This is a genomic window from Microcoleus sp. F10-B2 (assembly GCF_036704965.1).
GTDB lineage: Bacteria > Cyanobacteriota > Cyanobacteriia > Cyanobacteriales > Microcoleaceae > Microcoleus.
In genome coordinates, this window is the sequence record NZ_JAUBTB010000003.1 from 86,698 (window position 1) to 108,916 (window position 22,219).

Below are 22,219 nucleotides of genomic sequence, written 5' to 3' on the forward strand. Positions count from 1 at the left end.
TGAGAAATGACGCTTATTGCAGGTTTGAGCGTTTAGTATTGCAGGTCGCTACATATCCCTGCTAGTTGGTTTAAAATTTTGCACAAAATTCATCCACGGCTGAACCTTAGAAGCGGTGATGTCTAAAATCGGAATAGAATAGACATCTGATTCAGGAGGGCCGCCCTCGGTATCTTTGGCAATGCTTGTGCGTTCTGGCTTACCTAAGCCGTAGGTTGAAGCCATTTCGCTAGCTAAACTACAGGGAATTCTAAAGTTTCCCATGCGAATACTTCCATTACCTGCTGAATAAACCCATTCATAACCGGAAACGCCTCTAAACTGCTGGCACAAAAAATGGGAAGTTTCAAACATTTTGGCAAGATGAACATCGTAGAGACGAAGCTTGCCACCGTAAGCCGGTTGAGTTGTATCTCGATTGGGTGCAGTAAGTTGCATGAGGACAAAGCCTCCCCTAGCTTCTGTCCCACCATACCCAATGCTCAGTGGCACCTGGGTGCTATTTTGAGCCAGGATGATGTTAACCTTTTGAGTAAATTTAGCGCTGTCAGCCTCAGCAATTGTTTCGCTACCCAAGTAAGTAGGAACAGAAAAAGCGAGGTTTGCAGGCAGTAATATAACCGCACAGGTCATTAGTTTTGCCAAATTGTGGCGCTCTGCTTTTTTGGCGATCGTGTATGTTTTACTTAGCACAGTGCGATAAGATGACCCTCCAGCAGCACAACCATATTATAATTACCCTCCTCAATAAATTTCGTTTTTACGATCGCATCTATCGCGCGATCGATCAAAATTAAAAAAGTAAAATTAAAATTGTACCGATCGATAACAGAGCGCAATGGTAAGCGAAGCCGATGCCGCCAGCGCCGCAGCCGTCCGAACATGATTCCAGAACGTCCATTCGCTAAGGTATCTAGCCCATAGGCTCGCACCGTCTGTGCTGCTTGGCTCGACAGTCGCCAGCGCATCATTTAGCGGCACATTGAACGCGATCGTCACTCCTACAGTACCGACAAGATAGAGCAGGCTGCCAAGGAGTAAGTAAGTGGCACCGGGTTGATGCCACTTTAACAGCGAGGAGATAGCCAGAAAGATGCAAGCTGCAGCCGTTCCGAATAGCGCCGTCATAAATAACGGATTAATCGCCGTTATATTGATGGCTTGCATGGCGGCAATACCCTGTGCTGGTTGGAGTCGGGCAAGGGCTTTCATCACAAACGTCGAGAAGGCGAAGAATACTCCAGCCATCAGCCCGCAGCCTAGTGCCGAGAAAAGCTTCAATGTGAAAAGCGAGTAATCAACCATTGCCATAAAACCTCCTGCGAATTACTGTCCAATGCCTTGTTAGTGCATTGTGTCATTGCATTTTCAATCTTGATATTGAGCCGAGAAACTTGACGTAAAGTGGACAGGGTGGAAAGCAGACCCCAAATAAAAGTTAAGTTCTCAACCACTACCATGCTCTTATTAAGAGCTAAAGGCAATCTAGCCGACACTTAAAGAATAAATCACTTACAAGTAAAAAACTGTGGCTGATTTTAAGTGTCAATGCTATACTACTTCGTAGGGAGCATCTCACTTTTGCAGTTAAGCTAGAAATTGGAGTTTTAAGGCAGGAGGCCCGAGGCTGCGGGGCAGGAGGAAAGAGGAAGAAGGAAAGAGGAAGAAGGAAGGAGCCATAAGAAGTGTTTTTACAAATATGAGATGCTCCCACTTCGTAGTAGCTAAAAGCTTAGGAATTCCAGCGCTGCTTGCTTCACAAAAAACAAGTGTTACTATTCAAACTTAGCACTCATAGACACCGACATTAATCATCACTAAATCTGGCTTGTGGTCGATCGCATCTTTCTGGAAGCGCGCTTGCATATCAGTCGCCTTGTTACCGGAGATTCCGGCGTTGACGATTTCGATTTTGCCGGGATAAAGAGCACTCAGATAGCGTTGCAGCAGCCAAACATAACCTCCGGGGTATTTTCCTGCCTCGGTGATGCTGTCGCCCACTATCACAATTTTGCGCTTGCCGGCGAGTACGTTTTGGATTTCTGGTGGCGGCGTTGCTTCGGATATGGATTCTTTAAACACGGGAATTAAGGAGTGAGGGATGTTGAAGGCGATAACAGCAGCAATTACGGCGATGGCAAGCCTGATTAACACTTGCCGCTTCGGGAGTTTGGGACGGGGCGATTCCCTACCCTACCCTACGGGAACCCCTACGGGGAACGGGAACGCTTCGCGAACGGGATAGCTTCGCTTGACGCACATTTGCAGACATTATGCAGTTTTTTACTCAAAGTCTCACTATTGATGTCTGCAATAATATCATCCATTTTGGGGTTTTTTGTCACTTATTTCAATAAGTCAGTCCTGGACTAACAAAAACTTGGTTGGAACCCCAAATCGGAAGTTATAAGCCTTAAGGCATAAACCTAGTTATTGACTCCGCCTGCGTAAGTGTACGATGCGTAAAATTACTGAGGTTTGTGCAACCATTATCTCTATGTGTGTAATTGCCATCACAAAAAAGTTCGCTCAATATCACATAATTTCTGCTACTTACAGCACAACTTTAGAACGTCATCGCGGTTTATAATATTATTGATTAGTTCAGAAAACAAGTTTTCATGCGAGGTTAAAGCAATGGTAGCCAATTCAAATTTTTTATATCCTCAAAATCGCTATTACGGTGAAGTAAAGCCAGAGAATTTGGTATTTAATGCGAATTTACAAGAGTTTTCTCAGCGAGTGGGTTACATCAGTTGCTTGACATCTAACGGTAAAATCTCTGTGGAACAGGCATTTACTCAAATACAAAAACTTTGGGAAGAGGTGGAAAACTCGAAAAAGCAGTTGGGAATTGGCGAAAATCCCTTTTCAGCTTGAATAATTAGCGCTTGGCTTGGAAGTTGAGTTACGCGCCATTGATGCCGATCGATTAATCGAGAGCTTAAGATGAAAAAGTAGCTAGTGGCGATCGACCTTTTTGCCTATGAGTTCCGACCTAGTTCCTCTCCTTCCCAAAGTATCCGTCGGCCGCCGCGCCGCGGCCCTCTGCATCGACGGAATCGCAGTTTGGCTGCCCAGTTTGCTTCTGGGCAATAATGCGATCGTCCAAACCATATTTTTTGTCCTGCTGTGGCTGATCCTGCGCGTAGCCATCGTCAGGAAAAACCAAGGTCAAAGTCTCGGGCGCTGGGCCTTGGACATGAAAATTGCCGATACCAGATTCCAACGGACTCCCGGAGTGCAAGAACTGTGCAAGCGCGAGGCATTGCTGGGCTTTTGCGCCGCCTTAGCCTTCGCAGGTATAGCTGGACTCACATCTACCAACGCCGCCGTCTTGCTGCTGATGCTGCCCCTGGCGATCGACTGTAGTGTTGCCCTCACCTCCGCCGAAAGATTTCCCCAAGCTTTCCACGATCGCATCGGCGGGACGATCGTCGTCGGCACCCGCCGCGGCTACTCCCTCGACATCAAAGTTAGAAGATTGCTTGACCAAGTGCAGAGCAATGTGAGACGATAATAAATTGTGTTTAAATTAGTCGAAATTTATTTAGAATTATGGCTAAAGGCGTCCGCATCATAATTACTCTAGAGTGTACTGAGTGCCGAACAAACGCGAGCAAACGCTCAAAAGGCGTTTCTCGGTACACCACCACCAAGAACCGTCGGAACACGACGGCGCGGCTGGAACTCAACAAGTTCTGCCCCCACTGCAACAAGCACACTGCCCACAAAGAGATCAAGTAGTGATTAGTCATTAGTCCTTAGTCATCAGTCATCAGTTGTTGGCAATTGATATTGATCCTCGAAAATCAGATAACTAACCAATGCTTTACTGACGGCTACAAACTAACGGCTAATAACTAAAAACTAACAGTCAACAGTCAACAAATAACAGTCAACAAACAACAAACCATGACTTACTTTCGCAGGCGCGTTTCGCCCATCAAACCAGGAGACCCGATCGACTATAAAGATGTCGATTTGCTCAAAAAATACGTCACAGAACGCGGTAAAATTTTGCCCCGCCGGATTACCGGTTTGACTGCAAAACAGCAGCGAGACCTGACCAGAAGCATCAAAAGAGCAAGAATTGTAGCTTTGATGCCCTTCGTAAACCAAGAAGGTTAACAGGATTTGGGATTTTGGGTTTTAGATTTTGGACTGGGAATAAGACTTGCGCGAAAACAACCAAGTTTTTTCTGTCATTAAGAGTGCAGCAAGAAGGCAGAGGAATAATCGCGAAATAGGGTTGAGCGTCGCGGCCGCGCAAGTCTTAATCACAAGTCAAAAGTTAAAAAATAAGCAATAAAAAGAACAACTTTTTAGATTTTAACTTTCACAATTGACCAGAAAAATTGCCAATATCCAAAATCTAAAATCGCAAGCTCGAAACTCGATAAGCGGCCACGGTAAAAATCCAAAATCTCAAATATAAAGCTGGCAAGTGGAGAAGGGAACGTTAGTAGAATTTAGAGTGCACGGCGACCGCCGTCTGGCAGTTGCCGATCGCCCCGACGGCAAGAAAAACTGGGTCGTGGTAGACGAAAACGGTCAACCGCACAGCATACCGCCCAAACAAATCAGCTACGAAGTAGTCGGAGAAACTTACAAACCCTCCGATATTCCCAAATTTCTCAAAGAAGTAGAAGCCTACTCAGATCCGTCGAGTTTGGAAGTAGCTTGGGAACTGCTAGTCGGCGACGGAGAAACGGCAGACCCCGAATCCCTGGCAATTCTGCTATTTTCTGAGAGTAGTGCGGCCCAGTGTTACGCGGCTTACTGTTTGCTATCAACAGATAAGCTGTATTTCAAACAAAAGGGCGATCGCTACGAACCGCGATCTGCAGCCCAAGTAGCCGAAATCAAACACCAGCAAGAAGTAGAACAGCAGCGACACCAAGAATCCCAAGGATTTTGGGAGCGAGTCAAACAGCGGCTGGCAGGGGAAAATGTAGATTGGGAACACAGCGATCGAACTCGCCTCGACGCCCTAGAACGCTTTGCCCTCCTCGGAGAAGAAGCAACGCACCGCACCCCAGCCTTAGAAACTTTAGCCAGCTTGCAACGGTCCGAAAACCCCGAAGCAGCATTTGGCCTCCTAGTCGATCTCGGCCTCTGGAGTACCCACGAAAACCTGTTTTTGCGGCGCAGCCAAATTCCCCTACAATTCTCCGCAAAGGTATTAGAAGTGGCCCAACGCTGCCTGGAAAATCCCCCAACCGACTCCGACACAAATCGTCTCGATTTAACTCACCTCAAGGTTTACACGATCGACGACGAAAGCACCACCGAAATCGACGACGGCCTCAGCTTAGAATTTCTCGAAAACGGCCAGCAGCGCCTGTGGATACACATCGCCGATCCCACCCGCCTGCTATCCCCCGGAGACGAACTCGACCTCGAAGCCAGAAAGCGCACCACTACGGTTTACCTGCCCACGGGAATGATCCCCATGTTTCCCTCAGCTTTGGCAACCGGGCCGATGAGTTTAATTCAAGGTCAAGAGTGCAGCGCCCTCAGCTTCAGCGTCACCTTAGACGAAACCGGCGCGGCTCAAGATTACAGCATCCACATCAGCACCGTAAAACCCACCTACCGCTTGACCTACGATGATGTAGACGAAATGCTGGAGTTGGGAATCGAAGCAGAACCGGAAATAGCAGCGATCGCCTCTGCTGCAAAACTGCGCCAAAAATGGCGGGAAGCCCAAGGCGCAATCAGCATTTTCATGCCAGAATCCGTCATCAAAGTCAACGGCGACGACATTAAAATCCACGTCATCGACGACTCCACAGCCCGGATGCTTGTAGCCGAAATGATGATTTTAGCCGGCGAACTAGCCGCCCGCTACGGTCAAGCTCACAGCCTGCCCATACCCTACCGCTATCAGCCACAGCCCGAACTCCCTCCCGATGAAGAACTGCAAGCCGTGCCTGCAGGCCCAGCCCGCGCTTGCGCCGTGCGCCGCTGTATGCCCCGCAGCGAAATGGGTTTGACCCCCGGACGCCACGCCGGCTTGGGTTTGGAATTATACACTCAAGTTACTTCCCCGATCCGCCGCTATACCGACTTGCTGACTCACTTCCAAATCAAAGCCCACCTGCGGGGCGAACCACTGCCTTTTTCCGCTGAAGAAATACAGGACATTGTGATGTGTCTCGGCACCGCAGTTAAAGAAGCATCCACTGTCGAACGCCAAACTAACCGCTATTGGGGATTGGAATATTTGCGGCGCAACCCAGACGAAGTTTGGGAAGCTTTAATGCTGCGCTGGCTGAGGGAAGACAGCAATCTCGGATTGATTTTATTGGAAGAGTTGGGTTTAGAATTGGCAATGCGATTTGGTCGATCGGTCGAAATAGGCGATCGGCTAGAAGTCAAAGTCACGCATTGCGATCCGCGATCGGATGTCATTAACTTCCAAGAAATGATATTTGAAGCCGCACAATAGGATTTTAGATTTTAGATTTGAGATTTTGGATGGCAAAAATCTGTGTTGAAGGCTGAAACTGAGGATAAATCTCGTTTTTAGTCGAGTTTCTAACCCCCTCGCATCCCCCTTGTCAAAGGCAGGGGGGAAAAAAAGATGATGGTTTCATATCGAGTCCTGTAAAATAATCGTAATTCTGGTCAGGGCTAGTTCACCCCCGATTTGTAAGATCAGCCAGAAATCCCGTAAACCCGCCCCGACCCAAATATTGTGGTCGATCGACTGGACATGATAAGCTGTTCGGCATTTAAATTGTCTGTCAAAAAAAATAAAAGTCTTGTGGGGTGGGCGTCCCGCCCGCGGAGAATATACAATTTAAATGCGCGACAGCTTATCCCATCCAAGACGGGCAATACTTTTGACGTTAAGTTGACACGCTTTGCTATCTCCTCTCTTCCTCCGTGTCCTCTGTGTCCTCTGCGGTTAATAAAAAAACTTCAGCATTCTACTAAAAATTGGCAGTTTTTACCCCAATTTAGTAATCTAAAATCTAAAATCTAAAATTTAAAATTTAAAATAGCAAAATGCCCAATTCAATTAGCCAAGTTCAGCCACCGCTGGAATTCATACCCCCAGCCTACAACCCGCTAGTGATGCAAGGTTGTAAGCAAATACTCCCCTGGTGGCTGCGATTTCGGACGAGTATCAGCCACGTTCAAGCCGAAAATGTCGAAACCCTCGCCGAACTATTCCACCAATTTCAAAATCAGAAAGTTCGCTTCTTGCTAGCCTTCCGCCACCCCAACTCAGACGATCCCTACTGTTTGGGACAACTAATTTGGAAACTCGTTCCCCAGGCAGCGCGCGCCAAAGGCATTCCCCTGCAATTCCCGGTACATTCCCACTTTATCTACGATCGCGGCATTCCCCTCTGGGCCGGTGCGGGAGTCGGCTGGCTGTATTCCCAACTCGGCGGCACTCCGATTGTTCGCGGTAAAATCGATCGCGTCGGATTGCGATCTGCCCGCAATTTATTTGCCAACAGCCAATTCCCGATCGCCGCCGCCCCAGAAGGCGCTACCAACGGTCACAATGAAATAGTTAGTCCCCTCGAACCGGGAATTGCTCAAATGGGCTTCTGGTGCGTTGAAGATTTGCGGAAAGCCGGACGCACTGAAAAAGTTTTAATTGTGCCGATCGGCATTCAACACCGCTATGTCAACCCACCTTGGCAACCCCTAGAAAAACTTTTAACTCAATTAGAAATTGATTGCGGACTGCCACCCTTAGAACGCACCGAGAGCGCTAATTTAGAGACTGCCAATCCCGATTCGGAAAACCCTAATCACAAATTTCAATATCTGCGCCTGATTCGACTGGGCGGTCACTTGTTAGCAGTAATGGAAGAGTTTTACAGCCGTTTTTATCATAAAGACATACCCCAAAAAATATCAATTTTACCATCATCAATTCCAGAAAAAACGCCAAATAATTTTGACAATGAAGTAATGATAGCTCGACTGAAAGCACTGTTAGACGTGGCTTTGCAAGTAGCAGAAGAATATTTTAACTTAAAGCCCAAAGGCAGTTTAATAGACCGCTGCCGCCGTCTGGAACAAGCAGGCTGGGACTATATTTATCGAGAAGATATCAAAAATATTGCAGCACTTTCTCCCTTAGAAAGAGGATTAGCCGATCGCCTCGCTGAAGAAGCAAGTCTTCGGATGTGGCATATGAGACTTGTAGAAAGTTTCGTATCCGTCACCGGCCGGTACGTCCAAGAAAAGCTGACTGCAGAACGTTTGGCAGAAACAACTTTACTGCTGTGGGACGTACTAACTCGCATCAAAGGGGGAAATCCTTTCGGCCGCCCGAAGTTGGGCAAACAGCAAGTACAAATGACTGTGGGCGAACCGATATCAGTGGACGATCGTTGGGATGGATATCAAACCAGCCGCCGGTTAGCAGTTGCCGAACTCACTCAAGATTTGCAATCAGCTTTAGAAGCAATGATTAAATCTTAATTAGTCACATCGGGAAGAGGTTCAAGGGCAGAAGGAAGAAATTCGAGGGAAGAACCAATATATATTTTTCTTCATTACCTTTTTCTTTTGTGAAGTGTAAACAGATTGTTATAGACTTTTGGCATAGGTCTCATGAACCGCCAACGCTCGCTAGACAAGGAACCAATAAAAATTACCGATGACTAACAAACCGATCGATTTGTCTACTAACTCAATTAAGGTAAAACTGCTGAATTATTTAGCACAGGAATTGCTCACCCCGCTCACTTCGGTGATCGGCATGGCAAGCGTGTTGAACCAAGAAATTTACGGCCCCTTAACCAGCAAGCAAAAAGAATATATCGACGTGATCCAAGACAGCAGCCGGTCTTTGCGATCGCTCGTTGAAGAAATTTTGGAACTCTCAGAACTAGATGATTCCGCTTTCACCTTGAGGCGAACAGCAGTCGATATAGAAACTTTGTGCCAGCAGGTGGTGACAATCCTGTCGCCTGCAGCGTCTAGACAAGAGCAAGAAATTAACTTGTCGATGGGGCCCGGGCCGCGCATCTGGTTGGTCGATAAAGATAAGGTTCAGCAAATGCTGCACCACTTAATTTTTAGCATTATTCAATCTGCTGGGGCAGGCAGCGTGATTCGAGTCCACGTTTCTCGGAAAGAAGACGGTATCAACATCGGAGTTTGGGTTTTTCATCCTTGGTTGGGAGAAAGTTTGCCTCATGCTAAACTCTACACCGACTACTTGTTGAAGGCCGGATCGGGTAGCGGTTCGCTATCTAACTCCGAAACCGACTCCCTCAGAGTGGAACCGCAACTTCCGACACAGGGTTCGCAGCGATTAACGCTGGCGTTTTCTGAATTGGCGTCTTTGGTGGCAGAGAATGCCGAAGAGACCGCACCGGTGTTAGCTGGTTACGAGGCCAGGGAACGCTTGGGGCTGCTGCTTTGCTGCCAATTGGTGGAAATTCAAGGCGGCCAACTCTCGATTCAAGGTGCCGCAGAATCTGGATATCGCTACGTGCTCTGGCTTCCCTGCACCAATGCTACGGAATTGTTGGAAGGCTAAAGAAGGAAGAAGGTAGAGGGAAGAAGGAAGAAGGTAGAGGGAAGAAGGTAGAGGCAGTTTACAGGACGTAACTGCTGAAAGAAGGAAGAAAAATAACTCAACTTTTTTCAATTACCAATTACCAATTCCCGATTACCAATTACCAATTACCAATTACCAATTCCCAATTACCAATTACCGATTACCAAGTACAAATCTAAAATAGCAATGAATTCAGTTTGGCAACAGTTAACTCTAGCTAATTTGCCACTCTCTCAGTGGCAAAGTGGAAGTTATTTATTAAATTTGGCGATCGGCTCTTTACGCAGTTGGCGGCAGAGTAGTTGGCTGATGCAGTGGGCAGAACCCCTGGGTTTTGTTTTGCTGGCCTTGACGTTCGGTTTGGGGCCGTTTGTGAACAATGCGTTGGTGGGGGTATTGATGGCGGCTGGCGCGGCATTTTGGGTGCTGCTGACTGTTTCCGACGATCGCGCGATCGCCTTGACGCCGATTCACTTGTTGGTTCTGCTGTACTGGGGGATTGCCACCGTCGCAACCGCGATGTCGCCAGTGAAAGCCGCCGCTGCTACTGGTTGGAGCAAGCTAACGCTGTATTTGCTGTTTTTTGCGCTGATGGCTCGGATATTGCGATCGCCCCGTTGGCGATCGTGGTTAATTGCCGTATTTTTGAACGTCGCTCTAGTTGTCAGTTTCTACGGCGTGCGGCAGTGGATTGACAAAGTGCCGCCATTAGCTACTTGGAACGATCCGACTTCTACTCAAGCCAATGTCACGCGAGTTTACAGCTTTTTGGGCAATCCAAACTTGCTGGGTTCCTATTTGCTGCCTGCTATTGCATTGAGCGCCGCCGCACTTTTTGTGTGGAAAGGATGGGGAACAAAAATTTTAGCATTGACGATGCTAGTGGTGAATTGCGCGTGTTTGCGCTACACCGACAGCCGGGGTGCTTGGATCGGTTTTGTGGCTCTACTGGTGGTATTTTTAGTGTTGCTGTGGTACTGGTACAGTCCTTTGATGCCTCGGTTCTGGCGGACTTGGGCCCTGCCGTTAGGGTTAGGAGGTTTGGCTGGGGCGTTAATTTTGGGAGTGGCTTTAGTGGAGCCTTTACGCGATCGAGTTTCGAGTATGTTTATTGGACGAGGTGACAGTAGCAACAATTTTCGGATTAATGTTTGGACGGCGGTGGTTGACATGATTCGCGATCGACCAATTCTCGGCATTGGGCCGGGAAACACTGCTTTTAATAAAGTTTATCCGCTTTATATGAAGCCGAAATTCACTGCTTTGAGCGCTTATTCCGTGCTGCTGGAAATTGCAGTAGAAACCGGTTTTATCGGTTTAATGTCTTTCCTTTGGCTGATGACAGTCACCGTCAATCAGGGTTTGGTGCAAATAAAAAGTCTGCGGGATTCACAATTTAACCGATCTCGTTTAGAGGAAGAATCCCAAGATCCCAAATCCAAAATCCCAAATCTAAAATCGAATCAGGGGTTTTGGTTGATTGGGGCGATCGCAACTTTAGCCGGCATGATGGCCCACGGTTTTGTCGATACAGTTTGGTACCGACCCGAAGTTAATATGCTTTGGTGGTTGATGGTGGCGATTATTGCTGGTTTTTACAGCAACTCGCACCCCCAGCAAGATTCAGTTTTGACGGAGGGCGACTAGATAGAATTGCTGGCGGGGTTTTCTCCCCGCCCGGTGCGAATTCCAGCAACAGCGGACACAGCAATGATTGATAATTATACCAGTTCAAAAAAAGAATGCAGCTTTATGCAAGCTGCAAACCATTACAGTCATTAAGTTGTTTCCAATTCTTCAATTATTTAATCTCAAGTCTCAAATGCTATCAGGTGCGCACTGCGCACCCTGCATACTACTACATACTACATACCTGTTGCTGTAAAGTGGTGATGTTACACTCTACAAAATTTCTTGAAAATAACTCTTATTTTTCGCTATCCTGAGGCAGGATGAATCTCGGACACGGATATTTTCCACCATCTCTATCTCTGCACCGCCGCCAAGTCGATTGATTGAAGTCGAACGGCGTTTCGACTGATTCATTAACTGTAATTTTAACAGTCGAAGGAGTTGGCAGTGCTGTTGAGGCTTGACTTAGCTCCAGTACCGTTATAATTGCCAGTATGGTTGATGAAAACAAAACTGTGCGTTTCATTTATTTGTTTTTTCCTCGTTTAATCGTTGACGTGCCATTCCTATCCATATATCCTCATCGAATTCTTGAGAATCCGCATACTTTAGACAAATTTTCCACTGCGGTAACGCTTCCTTCGTCTTTTTCATCTTTTCTAGGACTTGCGCTTTTAAGCAGTAAGTTGCTGGTCTTTCACTATCAAGTTTAATCGCTGCATCCAGATGTTGCAATGCCTCTGAATATCGACCCTGTTCCAGGCGAGCCCATCCCAAGTTTTTGAGTAAAGAATATTTAACTTGATCGTCCTCAGCTAATTTCAAACCTTGCCACAGCAAGTGAACGGCAGCAGCAGAGTTTTTTTGATCGATTATATACAAGCGAGCCAGATTGCTGTAAGCTGCTGGCAGACCGAGTTTTGCAGCTTGCAGATATTTTCCTCGAGCGCACTGTAAATCTTGCACCTCTTCGCAAAGCCATCCTAAATTGTAAAGAGCTGTGCGGCTTTTAGGATCGACAGCAAGTGCTAACTCATAGGCTTGTTGAGTATCAGCCAATCGATTGGCTTTGTAGTTTTCAAACGCAATATTATTAAAAAATGATGCCAGTTCCGGCAACCCAATTTGCCAGCCGCCAAAGCCTACTGCTAGCATCACCAAGAAGGCTCCCCACTTCGAGGTGTGATGCTTTTTTGCTGGCTCTTTCATGGCCTTGAAAATGTTAGCTAATGGTGTCATTTTTAGCATATTTTAACTTGAGAGTTGGGCGATATTTTGTTTTCCAGATTTAATTGCCACCCTAATGGCATCATAATCTTAGGAAATGACTCAGGATTGAGCCCATTTCTCCATAAGAGTTTGTAAGTCCACAGCCGAATGCTTGAGTAATGCTGCCACTACCTAGATGTATTCGAGCATAGGTTAATCATTCATGAGACTCCACAAGCCATCCGGATATTTTCAGGAAAAAAGAACCGGGAAGTCGAAATCGGCAAGAAGGCAGGACGGTTGGCGAGCCAATAAGTAATAATACTTAGTGCCGGGTGGCGATCGCCAATATGTGACTGTATTAGGAGATACAGCAGATTCCACATTTATGAAGTAAACCGACCTATAGTGAGCTTCCCCTCCTTTCGACACCGCACGGCACCGTGTCCCTACACTTCACAAACCTGGAATACGCTGTAAGCTGCATAATAGCGGGATGATTTTGATTTTTTTGTGATGGGCTCATGGGCCCGTGCGGTGTATTTTCATAGCAGGCGGGACGCCTAACCCCTACTCCCCACAATAATCATCCTCAAATTGTGCAAGGCCGATTTTAACAATAAAACTTCCTGCGGTACGGGCCCGAAAGCCTGCGTGAGGGAGACGCTCACACTACCGTTTCCACCACAAATCCAGGAGAGCCGATAGGATGGACTCCGTTGAATTAACTCTAATAGGACTTACGCAAAAAATCATTTTTTACACTATCTGTAGTTTTAAGGTGCGCCTAGCGCACTCTACAGGTAGAGTCTGTGCGTCCTGGACTGTCTAAATTAAATTTGTAGTGACGGTGGAACTCCTCAAAATCCTCCCTTGAGGATATTGAAAAATATTATGATGAGTAATTAACCCAACGCGAGCTAAAATAATCAATCACTAGGGACAATCACCAATCATGAATCACTAATGACTCCTGACTAATAAACATCTCCATAAATTAACTTTCAACCTTCGAGGAGAAAAGGTTTTAGTTTATTTTTCGGAGATGACAACTGACTAATGACAACTGACCACTGACTAACGACTAATGACTGATGACTGATGACTAAAATTGCTTCATCGCTCTTTCCATATCCCGCTTGTCTTCGCGTTTCTTCAAATCTTCGCGCTTGTCGTGCAGTTTTTTCCCTTTACCCAAACCGATATCCAGTTTTACCCAGCCGCTTTTCAAATACATTTTTAACGGCACTAAAGTCAAACCTTTTTCTTCGACTTTGCCGATTAATTTGCGAATTTCCTGCTTGTGCATCAGCAATTTACGGGTGCGGCGGGGTTCGTGATTAAAATAGTTGCTTGCACTTCTCCAAGGGGAAATGTGAACGTTTATCAGCCACAGTTCGCCGTTCCGAACTAAGCCATATCCGTCGCGCAAATTGGCTTTTCCTTCCCGAATTGATTTGACTTCGGTTCCCTTCAACTCGATGCCTACCTGATATGTCTCTATAATTTCATAGAGATGGCGCGCTTGTCGGTTATCGCTAACAATTTTGTATCCTGGACTTTTTTCGCTCATTTTTACCTCCGCTAAAATTAATTATTATAACGCTAGCTCCTCTGTAGAGAAAATCGAAGATTGACAAAACTTAAATAATCGGTCTAGGCATTACCAATTTGGCTGAGCTAAGATGTCACCAACGTGAATGTCAAGCGGTATCATGCAGCGCACCAATATTCCCGATTCTGACCTTCGAGATGCTGTCAGTCCCAATTCTGCGGTTAATTTGGTTTGGCTGGCTCCTTTTTTGCTGGTGCTTGCTTGGTTTTGGGCCAATATCTCGGCAGTTAAATGGCTGTTAGCCTCGTTTGTTGAGATACCCACACTGTACAAGATAGTAATTGGTTTTTTGATTGTAGCATTAGTAGTGCGATCGAGCGGGAACTCGGTTAGCGCAGCCCTCGAAGAGGGTCGCCCGCCGGGATTTTCACCCAATTTCGTTTTGAGGCGATATCCGCTGCTCTTGATGTTGGGTGCGGGTATTTGCTCGATCGCCCTTCAGTGCATAATTGATATCAAACAAATTACTGTCCTGCTATTTATCCTCGGAACTTACGGGCTGTGCGGCTTATTGGTGGAGCCGAACTTTTGGCAAAAAAACTTGCCAGTTGCGGGCTTGCTGGCTTGTATTTTACCATTCAACAGTCAGTTGAATAGCGGATTAGGTTTGCCCGCGCGAGTGCTCACTGCTCAGGTAGTAGAACAGTTGCTCTCAATGCTGCACGTTGGGGCTATTTCTTCTTATGATATTATCGTTTTGGAAAACGGCATCGCTCACGTTGACGTGCCTTGTAGCGGGATTAAAACCCTCTTAGTCGGAACGCTATTTTTGCTAGCTGCTACCTGGCTGGAAGGGCGTAAATTGAGTTTCAGATGGCTGGCAGTATGCGCTGCTAATCTCTTAATGTTAGTGTCGGCTAACGCGGCGCGGGTTGCCGTGTTAGTCCTGGTTTCAGAAGTGTTTAAACAGCAAAACATAGCAGAAATTATTCACGTTCCTCTGGGAATTGTCGGTTTAGTAGGTGCTTGTTTTGTGACCTGGTTAATGCTGCAACGAGTACCGAAATTTCAGCCACAAAAAACTAGCGGTATTTCTGCAAAACCCAACTCAGAAATACTCCAAAATCACCCTTTAGCCAAACCAGGAATAATTGCAGCAGTCACTGTTTTGGCAGTCATGGGTCAACTGTCTCATGTAGAAACGTCAAAAATGGCGATCGCACCTTTAAGATTGCCTGAATACATTAAATCAGAGTCGATTCCCCTAAATCCTAGCGAACAAAAATTCTTCGGCAACTATCCAGATACCCAAACACAAAAGATCAGATTTGTCGCTGGTAATTTGCGCGGTTCCATGCTCACAGTAGCGAGCACATCCTGGCAAACTTATCACGCCCCCGAGTTATGTTTTGTAGCGAGCGGAATTCCAGTCAATCGCATAGAAAAAAAACAAATAACTCCTTCAGTAACAGCCCGGTGGCTGTCTCTAAAAAACAACCAATTATCAGCAGTATACTGGCTGCAATCTGCACAGTTAACTACAGATAACTTCTTGTCCCGTATCGGCAGCGATCTCACTCAAAAAAATCACAATTGGGTGCTAGTTTCCATTTTATTTGACAGTTCGCTAGCAGCCGAAAATCATGAAGTAAAAGAGTTTGCTAGTCAAGTACACGATACCGTTAAACAAAGCTTGCAAGGTAGAAATCAATGAAAATTAAACAGGTATTTGATCGAATTTTTCAAACAATTTTTTGGATGTGGAATTTAACATTTTTATCGATTGTTTACTTGGGAATTTTGCCGATTATAGGAGTGCCATTAGTTATGGCGACAATCGATGGCACCATCCCGCTAGAGTTTTCTTTGACCATGGCAGCTACGATCGCAGTACCCACTGTATGTACGGTAATAGGAGCTAGGCGTTTTAGCAAGCAACCCCTACAGCTAATGCGTTGGTTTTACGGCGTAGAAGCACCGCTATTTTTGCTGTGTTTGCTCCGCTTGTTCCTGCTGCGAGAACTCACCCCAGCTAGTTATCAAATCATCGCTACTATTGCTTTGTGCATTGCAGCATTTTTAGTGGAAATGCTGTACGGATATCTGGGTAAAAAAGAAAATGTTCAAAATATCTCAGATTCTCAAACTTCCCATAATAAACAGCCTCGTTTTTTAAGCTTAATCGGAGAAAAGCGAAGTGCGTGGCTGCAATTAGGATGCCACAGTTTAATGCTAGTAGTTGGCATTTGGGCGGCAACATTGCTGATGTATTACGCTGTACCTGTGGCATTGTTTACACTTTATGGATTCTTCACTGTAGTCATTGAATTTTTCAAGTTTACATGGGTATCAGCATTTTGGGATATCTTTAGATACGGGAGTTGGATCTGGGGTTTAATTTGGATACCGCTATCCTTTATATTGTTTGGTTTAACCTGTAGCTTGTTCGTTGTCATGCCTTCGCTGTACGGCTTTCTCTACATTGATTCCGGGCGGAAAATATGGCAGAGTTTTGCTGCACAATACGGGAAAAATAAAGCGCTAATCGGAAGTTTGGGGGTCATAGCAGCTTGGCTGGCTATTTTCTCGGCTTTGCAGCAGCAGCCGCAAGTTGCAGCACTGAAAATGCTGGCGACTCCCCCCGCAAATGACACGGGTCGCCAAACTTTATTAGCCAAGTCTGATATGATTAGATCCGGCTTAGTCAATGCTTATTTGTCCCCTTACCGCTACCTCAGCACTGTGGGAGAAAACAACCACATTTATGAGATTTACACAAATACTTTAAATTTGCCTGATGGAGCGGCTAAGACTGTGCAGAACAGCTATAATTTTTTAATGTCGCCGTTTTTGTATCAAGGTTCTAATGCTGATGTGGAAAAAGCCGAAAAACTCTACGGCGAATTTTTCGATACGGAACTGCAAAAAGGTGACACAGAAGCAGTAAAACACGCGGTACAGTCAACCTCAAACCGGGAAGAAGCAAAAGCTGGTTTGCTGAATGTCAATCAGGAAAAAGTATGGTTGCAGTCGCAAGCAGTTACAGTCAAAGAAAACGGCGACTGGGCTGACGTTCAACTCTATGAAGTTTACAAAAATCAAACGCCGAACTTGCAAGAAGTATTCTACTACTTTTCGCTGCCGGAAAGCGCCGCAGTTACAGGAGTTTGGCTGGGAGATACTGGGGATTTAAACAAACGTTTTGTATTTACGGTATCGCCTCGCGGTGCCGCACAGCAAGTCTACAACCAACAGGTAGTAGAAAGAGTCGATCCGGCTTTGCTAGAACAAATTGGCCCCAAACAATACCGCTTGCGGGCTTTTCCAATCCCGGCTAAACGAGAATTCACCCAAACTGACGGGCCCACCGAAATGCACCTGTGGCTGACCTACAAAGTCATGCGCCAGCCGCAGGGTTGGGCTATGCCTGTTTTGGCTGAAAAACGCAACATTTTTTGGAACCAAAATACTCGCCGCACGATCGCCGGAAAAGAGGTAAAATACAGCGGGAAAGAAGCAAGAGAAACTTGGCTGCCACCATTTTTGCCAGCAGTCACACAGCAACCGCTAACAGCGCAGCAGGCGGTTCTGCCGGGAGGAAATATCATTTCTGCTAAGCCGCTGGGTGATGCTGATTACTCGCTACCGCAAGGCAAAAAGTTTGCAGTTATTCTGGATACTTCCCGCAGCATGGCGGCGGAAAATAATGAAGTAAAAGAGACTTTTGAATGGTTGAAATCTCATGCAGCAGGCAAAAATGCTGTTGATTTGTATATTGCCAGCGCTGCGGGAATGCCGCCTAAGTTTGTAGAAAATGTACGCAATTTCGATGCGGCAAAGGTGACATTTTACGGTACAATCCAGCTCAAAGATATGCTGCAACAGTTTGCACAGTTGCGGGGCGAGAAAAGTTACGATACTGTATTTTTAGTGAGCGATCGCCACAGTTACGAATTATCGGACGATCGCAAACTTAAACTTTCCATCTCTTCACCCCTCTGGACAGTGCATTTGGGAGGTTTGCCCCCGGGCTACGACGACGCAACTTTAAAGGTGATTCAAGATAGCGGCGGCGGAGTGGCTACGAGTATGAAAGAGGCGCTGCAGCGAGTGGCGACGACAGCAGCTTCGGGCAAATCTACAGTTAGCGTTGTTGACGGCTATGCTTGGAGTTATGCCAAAACCCCGCAGTCGAAAAAAACCGCAAAATCGGCGCCAGTCGCAGAGTTAAAAGATACGGGAAATGAAGGCTTTAAACCTATAGCTGCGCGGCAGTTGATAGCGGCACTTAGCAAGCAGAAAAGTTCAAATCAATTGACGCAACTGGATGCAATGCACGCAGTAGCTAAAAATTTCAAAGTGGTGACGCCTTATTCTTCGATGATTGTGTTAGTTAATGACGCGCAAAGGGAGCAGCTAAAAGCAGCGGAAGCTAAGAGCGATCGATTTGACAGAGAGGTAGAATCGGGTAAGGAGGAGTTAACTAAGCCGAACAATCCTCTCAACGTTTCTGGGGTTCCCGAACCGGAAGAATGGCTGCTTTTGGCGGTAGGTGCGATCGGGCTTTTGGTAATTTTCCTCCGCCAGCGGCGCGCGAAATTGATAGGTTGAAAAGTCCGATGGTTGAAATTTAATTAACTCCTTCCCAGGCGATTTGCTTGGGAAGGAGTCAACGATTAACCAAGCACAGCCTCCGAATCTGCATTACCAGGATCTGCCTGGTAACGAGTAAACCGACTTCTGCAAGAAAACCTGCACCTGCCGTGAGAATATCTGATATCATATCCGGTCGATTACCATAACAAAAACGGTTCGATCGTTTGGAATTCAGTCCGCACCCCCGATCAAATCTGATTGTGGTTAATTACTCGGACACCAGATGAACCCCCGATGCCCATTCAAAACTTTAAGCCGCCACCACTAAGCACCAGTAAAGTCGATTAAGGCTCGATCAAAATTGCTTTCGGTTTCTGAGAATCCAACAGAGAAGCGGAAATCAGAATCACCACATCCTCTGTTTCATTTTGACCGTAATGCACCATGCCCCCTGGCTCAACTAAAGAATCTCCCACCGTCAGACGAGTAGTTTGGCCCGCGTCTAGGGTTTCTTCTTTACCATTGGCGCGTTTAATTTTCGCGGTTCCCTTGACAACATTATAGGTGAGCGTCCCCAATTCAACTTTTTCAATTTGCATCCCTGGATGAATATGAGGTGGCAGTTTTGCCCCAGCAGGAATGGTATAACGTACTAATTCTAAAATTCGACCTTCTGCCTCACTGGGATAACCACTCGCTAAGACTTCCCGCTTCACGGTTTGAGTATAGCTATTGCTCGGTGGTGGTGTTTGCTGACTTCTCGCCACCGTCACTGTTCCCAAGCCAACCATCATCATCACAGAAAAACGCAAACCTAATTTTTTCATAGTCTTTTTTGTTCCAATCTCTAGTTTTTCATGCCTAGTGGGGATTTGATCCGTGAATCATCACTCATCTATCTCGACAAAAACGCGATCGCCCTCAATCTTTACCGGATAAGATTCCAGGGAATCGGCTGGTGCATTCAAACATTTACCAGTATCTAATTTGTACTGATATTTGTGAAACGGACAGGTAATGATACCGTTGCTTACCTTACCCATGTCGATCGGATATTCTAAATGAGTGCAAGCATTGCGGTAACAAGTGACATTCATGCCTTGACGATTCAAAATCAGCGAAGTACCCTCAACTTTTACCTTCAAAATATCCCATTCGGGAACTTGATTCAGCCCTGTTATCTCTACCCACATATAATCTTTCTCGGTTTACATAAATGATTGCAAATTAATGCGCGATCGCCCTTGAATGCAGCAAGGGCGATCGGTGCGACACTCTCCACACCTCAGAAATTAACCCTTTTCCTCGCTATCTCCCAGGTACAACCTGACGAATTCATTAGCCGCCTCCCGATTGAATGTCTGCAACGCTTGCTTAATCGCAAATACCGCCTCAGCGGATGGATCTCGTTCTTCGCTCACCCAACGGCTAACGCTTGATCGATCGATTTCCATCTTTGCCGCCAATTGATATTGACTGATATCGTATGCCTCTAATATTTTTTTGAGGGCTTTACCTGCTCTTCCCATCCTCCCGATTGTGTCAGATAGTCACGATTCTGTAAACGTTGCTAATTGTCACAAAGTGCGGTAAACTTTGTAGATTAAGTGCGATCGTTTTTTCCCTCTCAATTTAATTGTCAGGCTCATCAAATACCGGAGTCTGGCTGGTGCGATCGCCTAGCCCGCCGCCAACCAGCGTAAACTTACGCATATAGGGAGACCTGTACCCTAAAACAATATCCGACTTGGGTACTCCGACTTCAATTAACTCATTAGCAATTCCTACTTCAGTTCCATCTCGCTGAATCCAAATCTTGTCCTCTTTAATATCAATGTGAATAACGCAACCATAAACTCGTCTTTCTCCACGCCATCCCACATGAAACATCAAATAGCGATCGCGTTTGATGTCACAAGCAATTTCAGTTTCTATCTCCCCATCGTCCGAACCGCAGCTAGAGTGTTTTTCAATGATTGATTGAATTAGCTCTCTATACTTTTCTATTTCCATATAACGATCGCCTCTCTTGCAGGATTAAACACAATCAAGTTTAATTGCATCCGCGTCACTGACATTCGAGCTAAACGCCGAGTAAAAAACTCTTCATAAATATCTTCTGGAATTGCCAAATAAAGAAGTCTATCCGGTTCTGACTCTTCCAAAACCACTTTATAATTCCAGGCTTGACCTATGGCCTCGTGAAACTGATTTATCAATGACAGGCCTAAAAAACACTTGATTTCTACTGCTATCTTCTGTCCGTACTTTTCGGCTCCTAACAAATTATTTTCAGCCCCTAAGTCCACATAAAGCTTATCTTCGTCTACTTTGAGGTACAAAGGATCGTGGGTAATAGTCCACCCTTCTTTTTCCAAAGCTGAACATACAGAGACATGAAAGATATCCTTGGCAGACATAGATTTTGAGAAATCATGTTACTCACTCCCATTATATCATATCCTACGACTGTCCCAGACAAACGGGCGATCGCATTTGGAATTAAGTGCGATCGTTTCTTCCTTCTCAATTTAATTGTCAGGCCGAGCAAATACCGGAGTCTGGCTGGTGCGATCGCCTCAATATTTGACGATCGGCTTCAAAGATACTATTCAGCTTTTCCCTAGGGATGAATCTGGCTCAAAATCACCCGCAACCTGTCATAATCATCCTTCAACAAAACACTCAAACTCCTCCCCGCTTCCACCAACCAAGATCGATCGCGCATCCGCAACTGATAAATCTCCCGAATCGCCGCCGCCGTCAGCGCATCCACCGGCGCATTAGTCACTCCCAGCAGCGTCCTCAAAAAATCCAACTGCACCGTAAAATCAATCACCTCATCCGGTTCGCAGCGATAAACCGCCTGGTGAATTTGCGGCGGGCGCGGCGGCAAATACTGATAAATTTTACCCCTCGATGGGCCGTGACCGTTCAACCTTTCCGGCGCAGCCTCAAACCCCACAATCGCCACTCGAAACTCGGTTTTTAGCATCGCAAAAATCTGCGGTTGTTCTTCCCGCAACTCTTCCAGCGACAAACCCAAAGCGCGAGCTCTGTGCACCGAGTCGATCGGGCTAGTCGTAGCGTAATAAACCACGCCGTAAATTTGATTTTTAGACTCTTCATCCTCGGCCTTCACCCAACTCCCAAAAGGCGGCATCACGGGAAAGCTTAAGTCTTCCGGTTCCAAACATTGAGCCAAAAACTCCGAAGTTGCCGTCTCGATTACCTCAGCAATGCGATCGGGATGGCGCTCTTTTGTAGCAAATTGGGGTAAAGGTAAACGCATAGTTTTAGTGATTAGTCATTAGTCATCAGTTATCAGTCATTAGTCATTAGTCAAGGGTTTTCATTTAGTAGCCTGGTCTTGGGTACTTTACCAATTACAAATTACACATTACCCATTACCAATGACTAATGACCGCTGACTATTTCGCGCGGCCAGCCGTAGCATCGACAAGTTCCAACTGCGACAGGCGGAACGTAATCAGCTTGTCCCAATTCCCGCCTTCAAACAGTACCGCGACCTTTCCGTCGCTAACTCGCTGGACTTGTCCTTGAAAGGCGTAGTAAATCTCACCCTTATCTTTAACTCGAACTGCCGAACCTGGAAAAATCATAATTGTTTGAATGTTAAGTTTGCTCTTTATAGCTTACCGTTTATCGTTTCTAGTTCCCAA

24 protein-coding genes are annotated in these 22,219 nt (G+C 46.1%); 11 read left to right on the plus strand and 13 right to left on the minus strand.

All coding sequences use genetic code 11. From position 1 onward, the window contains the following. Nucleotides 1-48: 48 nt before the first annotated feature. From QUA99_RS02025 to QUA99_RS02035, 3 genes are all read right to left on the minus strand, one after another. Nucleotides 49-693: a hypothetical protein gene (locus QUA99_RS02025; RefSeq protein ID WP_333236339.1), complete on the minus strand. Its 645-nt coding sequence runs from the start codon at nucleotides 691-693 to the stop codon at nucleotides 49-51. 114 nt (nucleotides 694-807) lie between these two features. Further along, nucleotides 808-1,311, minus strand: coding sequence for an anthrone oxygenase family protein (locus tag QUA99_RS02030; RefSeq protein ID WP_333236336.1), 504 nt, complete (start codon nucleotides 1,309-1,311; stop codon nucleotides 808-810). 474 nt (nucleotides 1,312-1,785) lie between these two features. After that, nucleotides 1,786-2,154, minus strand: a complete 369-nt coding sequence (locus tag QUA99_RS02035) for a GDSL-type esterase/lipase family protein (protein WP_333460293.1) — start codon at nucleotides 2,152-2,154, stop codon at nucleotides 1,786-1,788. Between the two features lie 483 nt (nucleotides 2,155-2,637). Between QUA99_RS02035 and QUA99_RS02040 the strand changes: the two genes are divergently transcribed. The 8 genes from QUA99_RS02040 (at nucleotide 2,638) to QUA99_RS02075 (ending at nucleotide 11,191) form a co-directional block, all read left to right on the plus strand. Then, nucleotides 2,638-2,880 carry a DUF7219 family protein gene (locus tag QUA99_RS02040; RefSeq protein ID WP_333239176.1) on the plus strand — a complete coding sequence of 81 codons (243 nt, stop codon included), beginning with the start codon at nucleotides 2,638-2,640 and terminating at the stop codon, nucleotides 2,878-2,880. 106 nt (nucleotides 2,881-2,986) lie between these two features. Then, nucleotides 2,987-3,520: an RDD family protein gene (locus QUA99_RS02045; protein WP_333239174.1), complete on the plus strand. Its 534-nt coding sequence runs from the start codon at nucleotides 2,987-2,989 to the stop codon at nucleotides 3,518-3,520. A 38-nt stretch (nucleotides 3,521-3,558) separates the two neighbouring features. Continuing rightward, nucleotides 3,559-3,747 (plus strand): 50S ribosomal protein L33, encoded by a 189-nt coding sequence (gene rpmG / locus QUA99_RS02050; protein ID WP_333239172.1) that lies wholly within the window; start codon nucleotides 3,559-3,561, stop codon nucleotides 3,745-3,747. 168 nt (nucleotides 3,748-3,915) lie between these two features. After that, complete coding sequence (gene rpsR / locus QUA99_RS02055; RefSeq protein ID WP_006631377.1) at nucleotides 3,916-4,131, plus strand: 30S ribosomal protein S18; 216 nt, start codon at nucleotides 3,916-3,918, stop codon at nucleotides 4,129-4,131. A gap of 316 nt (nucleotides 4,132-4,447) precedes the next feature. After that, on the plus strand, nucleotides 4,448-6,454 hold the full coding sequence (locus QUA99_RS02060; RefSeq protein ID WP_333239170.1) for a ribonuclease R family protein: 2,007 nt from the start codon (nucleotides 4,448-4,450) through the stop codon (nucleotides 6,452-6,454). A gap of 563 nt (nucleotides 6,455-7,017) precedes the next feature. After that, nucleotides 7,018-8,457, plus strand: coding sequence for a 1-acyl-sn-glycerol-3-phosphate acyltransferase (locus tag QUA99_RS02065; RefSeq protein ID WP_333239168.1), 1,440 nt, complete (start codon nucleotides 7,018-7,020; stop codon nucleotides 8,455-8,457). A gap of 178 nt (nucleotides 8,458-8,635) precedes the next feature. Further along, a complete protein-coding gene (locus QUA99_RS02070; protein ID WP_333239167.1) occupies nucleotides 8,636-9,523 on the plus strand; it encodes a histidine kinase dimerization/phospho-acceptor domain-containing protein in 888 nt (295 codons plus the stop codon). Between the two features lie 207 nt (nucleotides 9,524-9,730). Beyond that, complete coding sequence (locus tag QUA99_RS02075; RefSeq protein WP_333239165.1) at nucleotides 9,731-11,191, plus strand: IctB family putative bicarbonate transporter; 1,461 nt, start codon at nucleotides 9,731-9,733, stop codon at nucleotides 11,189-11,191. A 280-nt stretch (nucleotides 11,192-11,471) separates the two neighbouring features. Here QUA99_RS02075 and QUA99_RS02080 read toward each other — a convergent pair whose 3' ends face one another. The 3 genes from QUA99_RS02080 to smpB form a co-directional block, all read right to left on the minus strand. Further along, nucleotides 11,472-11,702 (minus strand): Osc7112_2153 family protein, encoded by a 231-nt coding sequence (locus tag QUA99_RS02080; RefSeq protein ID WP_333239163.1) that lies wholly within the window; start codon nucleotides 11,700-11,702, stop codon nucleotides 11,472-11,474. After that, nucleotides 11,699-12,424, minus strand: a complete 726-nt coding sequence (locus QUA99_RS02085) for a tetratricopeptide repeat protein (protein WP_333239161.1) — start codon at nucleotides 12,422-12,424, stop codon at nucleotides 11,699-11,701. The genes QUA99_RS02080 and QUA99_RS02085 overlap by 4 nt, the downstream gene beginning before the upstream one ends. Nucleotides 12,425-13,490: 1,066 nt before the next feature. Next, nucleotides 13,491-13,958 carry an SsrA-binding protein SmpB gene (gene smpB, locus QUA99_RS02090; RefSeq protein WP_333239159.1) on the minus strand — a complete coding sequence of 156 codons (468 nt, stop codon included), beginning with the start codon at nucleotides 13,956-13,958 and terminating at the stop codon, nucleotides 13,491-13,493. Nucleotides 13,959-14,085: 127 nt separating this feature from the next. Between smpB and xrtO the strand changes: the two genes are divergently transcribed. Both xrtO and QUA99_RS02100 read left to right on the plus strand, forming a co-directional pair. Beyond that, nucleotides 14,086-15,654: an exosortase O gene (gene xrtO / locus QUA99_RS02095; RefSeq protein WP_333343449.1), complete on the plus strand. Its 1,569-nt coding sequence runs from the start codon at nucleotides 14,086-14,088 to the stop codon at nucleotides 15,652-15,654. Further along, nucleotides 15,651-18,551, plus strand: a complete 2,901-nt coding sequence (locus tag QUA99_RS02100) for a TIGR02921 family PEP-CTERM protein (protein WP_333239155.1) — start codon at nucleotides 15,651-15,653, stop codon at nucleotides 18,549-18,551. The genes xrtO and QUA99_RS02100 overlap by 4 nt, the downstream gene beginning before the upstream one ends. A gap of 329 nt (nucleotides 18,552-18,880) precedes the next feature. On the opposite strand, the gene QUA99_RS02105 is transcribed toward QUA99_RS02100, so the two are convergent. From QUA99_RS02105 to QUA99_RS02125, 5 genes are all read right to left on the minus strand, one after another. Beyond that, nucleotides 18,881-19,363: a cupin domain-containing protein gene (locus QUA99_RS02105; RefSeq protein WP_333239153.1), complete on the minus strand. Its 483-nt coding sequence runs from the start codon at nucleotides 19,361-19,363 to the stop codon at nucleotides 18,881-18,883. Nucleotides 19,364-19,423: 60 nt separating this feature from the next. Next, nucleotides 19,424-19,729 carry a Rieske (2Fe-2S) protein gene (locus QUA99_RS02110; RefSeq protein WP_333239151.1) on the minus strand — a complete coding sequence of 102 codons (306 nt, stop codon included), beginning with the start codon at nucleotides 19,727-19,729 and terminating at the stop codon, nucleotides 19,424-19,426. Nucleotides 19,730-19,828: 99 nt separating this feature from the next. Then, nucleotides 19,829-20,065 (minus strand): helix-turn-helix transcriptional regulator, encoded by a 237-nt coding sequence (locus tag QUA99_RS02115; RefSeq protein ID WP_333239149.1) that lies wholly within the window; start codon nucleotides 20,063-20,065, stop codon nucleotides 19,829-19,831. 103 nt (nucleotides 20,066-20,168) lie between these two features. After that, nucleotides 20,169-20,549 (minus strand): XisI protein, encoded by a 381-nt coding sequence (locus QUA99_RS02120; RefSeq protein ID WP_333239147.1) that lies wholly within the window; start codon nucleotides 20,547-20,549, stop codon nucleotides 20,169-20,171. After that, nucleotides 20,540-20,956 (minus strand): XisH family protein, encoded by a 417-nt coding sequence (locus QUA99_RS02125; RefSeq protein ID WP_333239145.1) that lies wholly within the window; start codon nucleotides 20,954-20,956, stop codon nucleotides 20,540-20,542. The genes QUA99_RS02120 and QUA99_RS02125 overlap by 10 nt, the downstream gene beginning before the upstream one ends. A 15-nt stretch (nucleotides 20,957-20,971) precedes the next feature. Here QUA99_RS02125 and QUA99_RS02130 point away from each other — a divergent pair, with 15 nt between their 5' ends. Further along, nucleotides 20,972-21,163, plus strand: coding sequence for a hypothetical protein (locus tag QUA99_RS02130; RefSeq protein ID WP_333239143.1), 192 nt, complete (start codon nucleotides 20,972-20,974; stop codon nucleotides 21,161-21,163). Here the strand turns inward: QUA99_RS02130 and QUA99_RS02135 are convergent. Both QUA99_RS02135 and QUA99_RS02140 read right to left on the minus strand, forming a co-directional pair. Next, nucleotides 21,160-21,828, minus strand: coding sequence for an HAS-barrel domain-containing protein (locus QUA99_RS02135; protein ID WP_333196850.1), 669 nt, complete (start codon nucleotides 21,826-21,828; stop codon nucleotides 21,160-21,162). The two genes, QUA99_RS02130 and QUA99_RS02135, sit on opposite strands and share 4 nt — an antisense overlap. Before the next feature lie 139 nt (nucleotides 21,829-21,967). Beyond that, complete coding sequence (locus QUA99_RS02140; protein WP_015175937.1) at nucleotides 21,968-22,159, minus strand: NAD(P)H dehydrogenase subunit NdhS; 192 nt, start codon at nucleotides 22,157-22,159, stop codon at nucleotides 21,968-21,970. Nucleotides 22,160-22,219: the final 60 nt, after the last annotated feature.